Annotated in this window: 16 protein-coding genes; 4 read left to right on the top strand and 12 right to left on the bottom strand. The window is 35.3% G+C overall.

The window, feature by feature from the left end; genetic code table 11:
* Positions 1-84: 84 nt before the first annotated feature.
* Complete coding sequence (locus tag MKX39_RS19975; protein ID WP_340764836.1) at positions 85-300, bottom strand: hypothetical protein; 216 nt, start codon at positions 298-300, stop codon at positions 85-87.
* A 215-nt stretch (positions 301-515) separates the two neighbouring features.
* On the opposite strand from MKX39_RS19975, the gene MKX39_RS19970 reads away from it, so the two are divergent.
* The 4 genes from MKX39_RS19970 to MKX39_RS19955 all read left to right on the top strand — a co-directional run bounded on the left by MKX39_RS19970 (position 516) and on the right by MKX39_RS19955 (position 4,058).
* Positions 516-911, top strand: coding sequence for a hypothetical protein (locus MKX39_RS19970; RefSeq protein ID WP_340764834.1), 396 nt, complete (start codon positions 516-518; stop codon positions 909-911).
* Between the two features lie 262 nt (positions 912-1,173).
* Positions 1,174-1,956 carry an ABC transporter permease gene (locus MKX39_RS19965; RefSeq protein ID WP_340764832.1) on the top strand — a complete coding sequence of 261 codons (783 nt, stop codon included), beginning with the start codon at positions 1,174-1,176 and terminating at the stop codon, positions 1,954-1,956.
* 275 nt (positions 1,957-2,231) lie between these two features.
* Complete coding sequence (locus tag MKX39_RS19960) at positions 2,232-3,413, top strand: hypothetical protein (RefSeq protein ID WP_340771647.1); 1,182 nt, start codon at positions 2,232-2,234, stop codon at positions 3,411-3,413.
* A gap of 6 nt (positions 3,414-3,419) precedes the next feature.
* Positions 3,420-4,058, top strand: a complete 639-nt coding sequence (locus MKX39_RS19955) for an ABC transporter ATP-binding protein (RefSeq protein WP_340764828.1) — start codon at positions 3,420-3,422, stop codon at positions 4,056-4,058.
* 163 nt (positions 4,059-4,221) lie between these two features.
* Here the strand turns inward: MKX39_RS19955 and MKX39_RS19950 are convergent, their stop codons facing one another.
* The 11 genes from MKX39_RS19950 to MKX39_RS22365 form a co-directional block, all read right to left on the bottom strand.
* On the bottom strand, positions 4,222-4,551 hold the full coding sequence (locus MKX39_RS19950; protein ID WP_340771645.1) for a YolD-like family protein: 330 nt from the start codon (positions 4,549-4,551) through the stop codon (positions 4,222-4,224).
* Positions 4,552-4,563: 12 nt separating this feature from the next.
* Positions 4,564-5,823, bottom strand: a complete 1,260-nt coding sequence (locus tag MKX39_RS19945) for a Y-family DNA polymerase (RefSeq protein WP_340771643.1) — start codon at positions 5,821-5,823, stop codon at positions 4,564-4,566.
* A complete protein-coding gene (locus MKX39_RS19940; RefSeq protein WP_340764822.1) occupies positions 5,820-6,023 on the bottom strand; it encodes a LexA family protein in 204 nt (67 codons plus the stop codon). Before MKX39_RS19940 ends, MKX39_RS19945 begins: the two co-directional genes overlap by 4 nt.
* Before the next feature lie 351 nt (positions 6,024-6,374).
* Entirely contained in the window at positions 6,375-6,560 is a 186-nt protein-coding gene (locus MKX39_RS19935) for a sporulation protein Cse60 (RefSeq protein ID WP_340764820.1), read from the bottom strand.
* 27 nt (positions 6,561-6,587) lie between these two features.
* Positions 6,588-6,836 carry a hypothetical protein gene (locus MKX39_RS19930; RefSeq protein WP_340764818.1) on the bottom strand — a complete coding sequence of 83 codons (249 nt, stop codon included), beginning with the start codon at positions 6,834-6,836 and terminating at the stop codon, positions 6,588-6,590.
* Between the two features lie 66 nt (positions 6,837-6,902).
* A complete protein-coding gene (locus MKX39_RS19925) occupies positions 6,903-7,091 on the bottom strand; it encodes a hypothetical protein (protein ID WP_340771641.1) in 189 nt (62 codons plus the stop codon).
* Positions 7,088-7,432, bottom strand: a complete 345-nt coding sequence (locus MKX39_RS19920) for a YopX family protein (RefSeq protein WP_340771639.1) — start codon at positions 7,430-7,432, stop codon at positions 7,088-7,090. The genes MKX39_RS19925 and MKX39_RS19920 overlap by 4 nt, the downstream gene beginning before the upstream one ends.
* An 11-nt stretch (positions 7,433-7,443) precedes the next feature.
* Positions 7,444-7,617: a hypothetical protein gene (locus MKX39_RS19915; RefSeq protein WP_340764811.1), complete on the bottom strand. Its 174-nt coding sequence runs from the start codon at positions 7,615-7,617 to the stop codon at positions 7,444-7,446.
* A complete protein-coding gene (locus tag MKX39_RS19910) occupies positions 7,610-7,843 on the bottom strand; it encodes a hypothetical protein (RefSeq protein ID WP_340771637.1) in 234 nt (77 codons plus the stop codon). Before MKX39_RS19910 ends, MKX39_RS19915 begins: the two co-directional genes overlap by 8 nt.
* Before the next feature lie 437 nt (positions 7,844-8,280).
* Positions 8,281-8,673 (bottom strand): hypothetical protein, encoded by a 393-nt coding sequence (locus MKX39_RS19905; RefSeq protein WP_340764805.1) that lies wholly within the window; start codon positions 8,671-8,673, stop codon positions 8,281-8,283.
* A gap of 190 nt (positions 8,674-8,863) precedes the next feature.
* Entirely contained in the window at positions 8,864-9,211 is a 348-nt protein-coding gene (locus MKX39_RS22365; RefSeq protein WP_445678053.1) for a toprim domain-containing protein, read from the bottom strand.
* Between the last annotated feature and the right edge of the window lie 11 nt (positions 9,212-9,222).

Genomic DNA, 9,222 nt, shown 5'->3' with positions numbered 1-9,222 from the left:
GCGTGTCCTTTTGTGTTAGTTCTATGTATGATATGCAGAAACGCTTATACTGAACACAAAAAGGAGACGTCCGAAGAGACATCTCTAATTGCCGATATACTCCATCAAATCTAATTGAAAGAAATTCTCCAGTTTCTCTATAGCATCTTTAGATGCTCGCCCACCTTCCATCAAATTGACCATTTCTCGTTCATCTACAGATATGCTAGCTGCAAGTTCTGCAGGATGTATATTGGCATTTTTGCAGTACTGATAGATGTATTCTCCAATTGGCTCTTTGAATCTAGTTAGTACTTTCATACAATCCCCTCCCTTTTTATGAGCTACTGTAGTTTATGCGAAAATCTGTGTTTTTATAAAAACGCTATTAAAGTAAATGATTCACCAAATTATGGTGTTTTATGACCGTTCACTAACCATTTTTCCTATTTCTTGCATAACATCCTATATACCGAAATAGTAGACTAAGGTACAGTAGGAAAGTAGTAAACTATTTCATGGAGGGAGAGCTTAAGATGAAAATGAACAGAAAAATAATGACTGGAATGCTTGCCGTAGGTCTTTTAACAACTGGGGTATTGGGTGTTCAAGCTGAAGAAGAAGCTCGTGGCATAAATATTACTGTTCCTGGATTAAACGGAACTAACACCGCAGGAAAGCAAACTAAAGTAATTTCGGATATGGATGGATATTTAAACATTTATGAAATTTCTGGCGATAACAAAATGGATGGAAGAGCAGAGACAGCACTTCATACCTCAACAGGTCCTTGGGTACGTTTATCTCATGACAATAAGGGCTATTTATTACCGAATTCAATAAAAAAAGATGCGAAAATAACTGCTAGATTCAGTTCTGATTTAACGACCTACCTACCTATTACGGTTACTGGTTCATTCCAAGGTAATTAAGTCACTGATTCCAAAGACATTATTAAACAGATTTAAAGACCATGAGGATTTTAAATCCACGTGGTCTTTATTTTTACCTTAAGCTTTCTAAAAAGGGCATCTCCCATTTAGGAGAGTAAATTGTAAATTATAATTGACTAATGTTTATATTTCTGGTTTACTTGAGTTGAGGATATAACCAAATGGTGTCCCGTAATTACTAACTGTGAAATTGATACTATTAATTCCAGTGGTTTTAAGTAGCAGAATAGGAGAGTGAGAAATGTTAAAACAACAAATTGGGGTTGAATTCAAGCGGATATTTACGTTTAATAGAGTTTTAATATGGTTTCTAATTATTACTTTGCCTGTGTGGATACAGTTCTTGATAATACAGGATGGCTATTCCTTCACAGACAATATAGACCTTTACGGGCGTTTGCTTAACGGTGTTAGTGCAATGATTTTTCCAATTTTGATATTGTTCGTTTTTGCCGACACAATAATTCATGAAAGAAATAATAATTATTTAACTTACACCAAGATTAGAATAGATTTTAATACATATCTGAACGCTAAAATCATAGTAAATGCACTTCTGTCATTTGGGGTTTCATTCCTATTTGCATTTTTACCGTTCGTATTTGTTCAATATATAAACCCATCTTTTGGATTTATCTCTGATATCGGGGTTAGTGGAAATCTACCTGGCACAGTAACTTTCGACCAATTATTGGTTTTCGGACCTTTTGTGTATGGATTAATATACTCCATCTGGGTGGGACTTAATGGTGTTTTATTTGCTACTTTGCCTATAATCTTATGCCTACTCTTAGATAATTCATTTGTTGCACTATCAATACCATTTGTATGGTATCAAGGGTTGAGTTTTATCTCTGCTGTGTTAGGCATTGCAAAATTTGCACCATTATATACGGTTTTCCCATATTCTATAATCCAACAAGAATTATGGACAGTATTTGTACCATTTTCTATCCTATTAGTAATCGTGATTGTCAGTTATATATATCTAAAGAAAAGGAATTCAACAGAATGGTCATTTTAAGGAGTCTTATTAATGAGCTTTTGCAGTTAAGATGGATTATATTGGGCTTTGTTATCTTTATCTTTTGTTTTGGAATTAGAAAAACAATTATCGAAAGTAGTGCACCTGTAAATGCCTGGGATCTGTTAATAACATTATTAAGCGATGTTAACTTGATTCTTTATTTCATTTTGCCATTTCTGTTGTATTTCAATGTTATTTTTTTAGTAAAGAACTTTGAATATCATTCATTGATTAGATTAGGCTCATATCAAAAGTGGGTAAGAATGGTCACAATGAAAATCCTAATTTATATAATTTTGACGATTTTCGTTTGGTTATTAGTTGCATTCATTATGACTATAGGCTTCTCTTATACAAACGAATGGAGTTTAGGAAGTAATTCATTTGTAACTACTGACATTATGAGTCAGTATTTTACTACTCCAGCTCTAGCTTTAATATATCAAATAGTTATGTTCTTTATTACGACATTAATTATCTTAACTTTTGTAAATACTACATATGTTTTCCTTCAGTCTTGGAAATGGATTAGTTTTGTTGTTACCGCTTTATATATATTTTCTCTTGTATCCTGGAAGCTTTTCCCTGAGAACCTTACGAAAGTATCTCTTTCAAACTATGTGGCTATGTATCAAACATTAAACCTTTGGAAAAGCACATTCACGACACCTATAATGGCAATCATTTCGATTGTATTAATCTACTTAGTCTTGCAATTTAAAGATGGAAAACTTAAAGTAAGCCTCACCTCTTTTCAGATGGGAATCGCCGTATATCTTTCTATAGTCGTACTAGGAACTTATTTTATGACGGATATCCGAAGTAACACTGTTATCGATCTATTTCTCCTTAATTTTTTCGGCACCTCATCGTCGGGTTATACTCTCATGTCTTATTTGTATTATATAGTAGTATTTTTTGGATTTTTATATCTTACCCAAGTCTATCTAACTAGAGAATTTTCAGAATTGAGTTACTACAAAATCATACGATACAGCTCCATGTTTAAGTGGATGGGTGAATGGTTACGAAAGATTTTATTAATGGCTATGTTGTATTTAGCTTTTATATTTTCATTGACTTTGATAGTGGCATATTCTAGAGGGATGGAATTTTCCTTACAGGTAACTGTAGTAGAAGATATGACTTTTGCTTCTCTGTTATATCACTTTTTTATCAATGGCTTACTACAATTAAGCATTTACCTTTTACTAATGATTACGTTGCAAATAGTTTTCAAAAGAAGTTCAACCAATTTACTGACAATAGCCTTTTATATCGCGTTACTATTTCCTGGATATAAATATATTCCAGTGGGTTTAAATGGGTACAGCCATTTGATAAATGGTTCCTCACCAATAGTTATATCATTGTATTTGTTCCTCGTAGCTTTAATTGAAGGGATATGTATATTTTATTTGCTAAAGAAAAAATATGTATTAGAGGGAGTATGATTATATATGAGCCTTATTGAAGTAAGAAATGTCCATAAGTCCTATAAGGGCTTAACTATATTCCAAGATATAGATCTAACTATTGAAAAAGGGAAAATTTACGGGATTGTAGGTCCTAACGGCTCTGGCAAATCTGTATTATTCAAGTTAATCTGTGGATTCGTGAGACCTGACAACGGAGAAATACTAATCGGAGGGGAATACTTACACAAGGATATAACTTTTCCAAAGAATTTTGGTATCATAATTGATAGACCCGGTTATCTAGGGAATAAAACCGGTTTTGAAAATCTTAAATCTCTAGCTATGATACAAAATAAAATTGATGATGAACAAATCATTAATACAATGAACTTAGTTGGACTCCAGTCTACAGCAGAACAGAAGGTTCGTAAGTATTCATTAGGCATGAAGCAGAAGTTAGCTTTGGCACAAGCCTTCATGGAAAATCAGGAAGTATTAATACTGGATGAACCTTTTAATGCTCTAGATTCTGAAAGTGTGGAGAAATTGCGTAGCCTCTTACTTGCTTACAGAGAAGAAGGAAAAACAATTATAATGACTAGTCATAATCAAGAGGATATTGATTTACTCTGTGATGAAGTCTATAGAATTAATAAGTTTAAGTTAGAAAGCTTATACTAGTTATTACTACTACTTCTGTGGATTCTGAAAAACGAATCTATGTAAGATTTAGAATAAATACGATAATAAAATATAATGAGCTAGGAGAACATATCCCAGCTCATTTTTCATGTGTATTCACATCAACTTTTCCACTAATATAGCCTCTATAAAAACAAAACCTTTAATCTATGATTGTAACATCGACAATTTCATCTAGGTTTAGCTTTAATAAATAGAAAGGATCTTGTAATTCAATTTCTCTTCTGCTTAGGTCTACCCCTTCGACAATGCCTCTTCTATATACAAACTCCCCATCTCTCCACATCTTCACTTTCGTGTCTGCTTTACTGATAATTGCAATGTCTAAGATGGTTTGAATCGCATCATAATCCCATTCATCTAATTGTGGCTTTGCTTCCCTTTTTAACCCCTGTTTAAAGCCTTTTAGCATAGACACGTGCTCTGTTAACATCATGCCTTGCCACTTCTTCATGCCACGGTCTACAATCAAAATGTCCACTCCCTATTCCTTATGCCCACCGACCATCTTAGAGCGTTTCACTGTAGTTCCTGCAGCTGTATAGGAAACGGCTCTCAATAATGCAGCAGACCCATATCGATTTCTAATATTATCCATAGCGGTTGCAAGCTTCCGGTTCTTCCAATTATCTTTTTCAAAAAGACTCAGTTGCATTGATTGTTCATCTTCTAACTTTGTAACAGAAATGGATATGTGTCGCACGGGATTTCTATTATAATTTTCTTTTAATAAATCCAAGCACACTTCGTATATTTTCATGGTGTCATTAGTCGCTTCCTGAATGGTTCGAGATCTTTGAAATCCACCGCCAAAAGCATCTTTACTATAACCAATTCCTAATGAAATCGTTCTAGCTGCTTGGTAGGTATCTCTTGCTCTCTTTGCTACATCTTCACACATTTCTAATATAACGGCTTTTACTTCCTCGATTTTATTGTAATCTCGCATTAAGATTTGACTTTTGCCATAACTGATTTGGCCCTCTACTACAGGAGAGCCTAATTCGGACAAATCAACCCCATGAGCATGGTGATATAGTTGGTTGCCCATTACGCCAAATTTTTCTTCTAGTAGTTCTAAAGGGTATCTAGCCAGCTGTCCTATATTAAATATCCCCATATTGTTTAGTGTTTTTTCTACTTGGCGACCAATTCCCCACATTTCTGATAAGGGAGAGACTGTCCATAATTTTGTTTGCACATCAGCATACGTCCATTTCGCAAACCCAGTTTTCTTTGCTTCTAAGTCCAAAGCAAGCTTCGCCATGAGCATATTTGGACCCATCCCAGCGGTCGAATGCAATTGCAAAGTATCTAATATTTCTTTTTGTATTTCTTTAATTGTATTTTCTGGTGGTCCCCATAGCCTTTCAGTACCAGTCAAATCAATAAAACTCTCATCCACACTATATACGTGTATGGCTTCTGGAGGCACATATTTGTGTAGTATTTCCGTAACAGCCATACTCATTTCCAAGAAAAATTGCATTTTAGGCTCAAAAATCTGTATGTCCGGGTGGTTAGGAATTTCAAATAACCGTGTTCCGGTTTTGACACGGAAACGTTTTTTCATTGCAGGAGATGCCGCTAATACCACAGATCCTTTTTGTTCTAAATTACCAACTACTGCAATGGGAACTGTCCTTACATCTAAATCGTGTATAACAGCCATACATGAGGCGTAAAAACTCATCATATCCACACAAGCGATGGAGCGGTTAGGCAATTCGTTATAATTGATCATCGCAATATGTGCAAAGTTCTTGAACGCTGATCTATGAAATCAATATATCCTTTTCTCCTCATGCTTTCCAAATGACCATGAACTGTTGCTGGAGAATTTAGCCCCACACCATAAGCTATCTCTCTTATGGTTGGGGAATAACTATGTTCAGCTAAATACCCTTTTATATACTCGTAAATTAGTTTTTGACGATTACCCATTAGACAACATTCCTTTCTTTTTGAGTTACTGGAACAAATGCGAGCACATTTTCGGTAATAAACGTACGTTTTGCATTCCTATTGAAGCAAAAAACATGAAAAGTATCACCTTGAATCTTTAGGAGTTTTACTAGCCTTTTGCTTATATCTCCTTTGGAATCCAAATACATTAAATCAATCAATTGATTACGTCCCGTACATTTCATTAAATCTCTACGCACATCTGTTCGCCCCTTTTTCTTTCAATTATACGAACGTTCGTTTGATTTTACAAGAAGAAATTTTTTCTATTTATCAAGTTCGTTCTTGTTTTACAAAAAAAGAGACACCCATTAGGACGCCTCGGCTTTTCTATTCTGTTTCGTAGATGACTAATGCGGAATGCATAACACCTTTCTCTGTTTCTTCATAAACAGCAGCATACTTAACATCCACCAATTCCATTTCACTTTCACCTAAGAACTTATTTATTTCTTCCTCCATTCTTTCCAAAACGAACCACTCACTAAACGACTTCACTTTTCTCATCTTCTTCATCCTTTCCTATCCACATCTCGGAACTTTTTACTCCCACTCTTCAACAGATAAGTATTTTACAAAGCCATTGCATTCACCATCAAATTCATCATTGGATTGAATCACATTGTCAATATCAAAATCATTATGGTACTCTTGAAATGCTTCTAATAATGTTTCTTTTTGTGAAGAGTATATCACCGTTCTTACGGACATTAATTCTTCACCATGCTCTTTTTCCATCTCTTCTTCTTTGATGTAATCTACCAAACATAATTCTTTTATTTTAATTTTCATTCTCCTTTTCTATATCGCATAATGTGTCTACGGTTACATAAGTTCGCACAAATTCTTTGTCCCTTACTATACCCATTTGATAAATTCATTTGTTCTGTCCTCGAAATGACACAAGCGTCCATCAATTTTCAACAAAAGAATATCGCCAAGCACCGCATATATTCCAATATACCTAATTTTATAGGTGCCATAATTTGCTGCACATTTTTTCAAATCATTCTCTAGTACTTTCCATGAGTTTTTATATAGTTTCATGTGATCTTCTCCTTTTGAATGAGTTCTGGGTTCAAAAATTGGTCACCCAGCACTTCGTATCGTGTATTGGTGTTCAATCTTCTGTTTCCAGCAAAATAAAACCCTGACCAATCTACTTTAAATTCCACTATTCCAGAGAGTCTTAAATCGATATTGCTATGATAATGAAAAATGAGATCATGCTCGTAAATATCTACCCCTCTACAATCTTTAATTCCGGTAAATCCAGACATGACATAGCGGTCATTTGAGAAATAATAAGATAAGTCTCCTCTTATCATTTCTTCCCAAGCAATCCATAAATTTAATGCCGTGTCCCACGCTCTAAATTTATACTTCACTCTACGCCCTCCTATCTTAGCTTTTCTAAAATCGTAAACCGTCCATCGGAGAGTTCTTTTCCATTTTCAAATGCTTCAATCGACGCGATAATCTCGGAAAGATAGCCTTCCGAAGGGCATCCATTCCCCATCACGCCACTAATTACCTTTGTAGACTTTTCTTTTCCATTATTTAATTCAGACATTTATGACTTCCTCCTTTAATAGTCTCAAATCTTCTACAGCAACAATCGTAAAACCACCACCGTCGAGCCTCACATGATATGCATGTACCGCTACAACTTCTCCTTTTAGAAGCATTCCTCTTCGCCGCACGTCAATATGTCCCATAGAACCTTTATTAAAATGCCTAATTCCTTGCGAATAGTTACCAGTTATTTGAACGCGGTTGCCTTTTTCAAACCCATTCATGATTGATCCTCCTTTTTATATGACGGTCAAGCCGCTCCTTTTTATTTGATACATGTCATTCTATGCAGTTGCCTTCTAAACCATAAGAAAAGACGCCCCTAAGGACGTCGTCTTATTCTTAAGTTATTCAGACTATTTTTAGAGCACCTTTACATCCAGGTAAATGATTACTTGACCAAAGGCAATTTCAATTCTATCTAGTCCTATGATTCTATACTTTTCGTCTAATACTTGGACAATGCTACCAACGCAGAGCATCTTCATTCGGTCACTTTACTCTGCAATGTCAGAACTTTTAATACAGAGCTTATTTTCTCTGACGAACATACACATTCTCCTTTGATAAGACTAATTCATTTTTATATCGCTTTGAAACCACAATAATTCATCGTGTAGTACAATTCTAGTGTTATGAACATTATACGAAATGGCATGTTCTAAAGCAGTTTAATTGCTGCTCTTACTACTTCTTCCTTTGATTCATAGGTATCAAACACACGGAACATATCTACCCCGTCTTCTACAAATTCGAATTTTTCTAGCACATAGAAAGGTGCCTCTTTATAGATCTGGTGTTTCCCCACTTTTACTACTTCATGCTCCCCTGCTGTTAGTAATTTCTGGAGTATCTGATTTTCTTGGTTGGTCGAGATTCTATCTCCCTCTGCAACTGCCATCCACTCACCTGAAAGCTCGTCTAAGGACATTGTGTACAAGTCATTATTGTCAATAAGGAGCTGGTGAAACTTTTCATCTTTGCCGCATTCCTCGGCTATCTCCCCAAACACTTCACCTAGTTTAAACAATAATTCTTTTTGCTTTTCATTCATTAACAATCTCTCCTTTTTTAGTGACAGCATGAAGCTGTTCCTTTTTGTAAAGACCCTCTATCTTATGCAGGAGCAGGCTAACTAATCATTCATTCGACCTTTTTTTGGTGGTAGTTTATGTAATCTAATAGAGATAATTTCCTCTGATTTTCAAAAAAAAAGAACGCCCAGTTGGACGTCCTTAATGATTTCATATTTCTGCTACATGCAAACGCAGTACGCTTTCAAGATACGGCAACTCGCAGTGTTCAACACCTGTCTTCCACCGGTTATTCCGATAACACATACACATTTTAGAATCAAGATGTATCTGTAAGAGACAGGGATACTCCTTCTTAATCATACCTGCCAGAAGTTCTCCCGCTTCATCTGGATCAGTAAGAAGAAAGACTTTCTCACAGGACGAGATAGCCCCGTCTATATCCATCCGAACTCGGTTGTTGAGTCTAGTGCCGTTCGTAACCACTACGTACGCCGTAGGTAGTAGCAGTTTAAGATTATCCTCATCATGAAATCCCTCTACTATAAACCCAAGCATATATATCCGCC

Source organism: Psychrobacillus sp. FSL K6-1464 (genome assembly GCF_038003145.1).
Taxonomy (GTDB): Bacteria; Bacillota; Bacilli; order Bacillales_A; family Planococcaceae; genus Psychrobacillus; species Psychrobacillus psychrotolerans.
The sequence above is the reverse complement of the archived record's forward strand: the minus strand, read 5'-3'. Positions and strand labels throughout refer to the sequence as shown.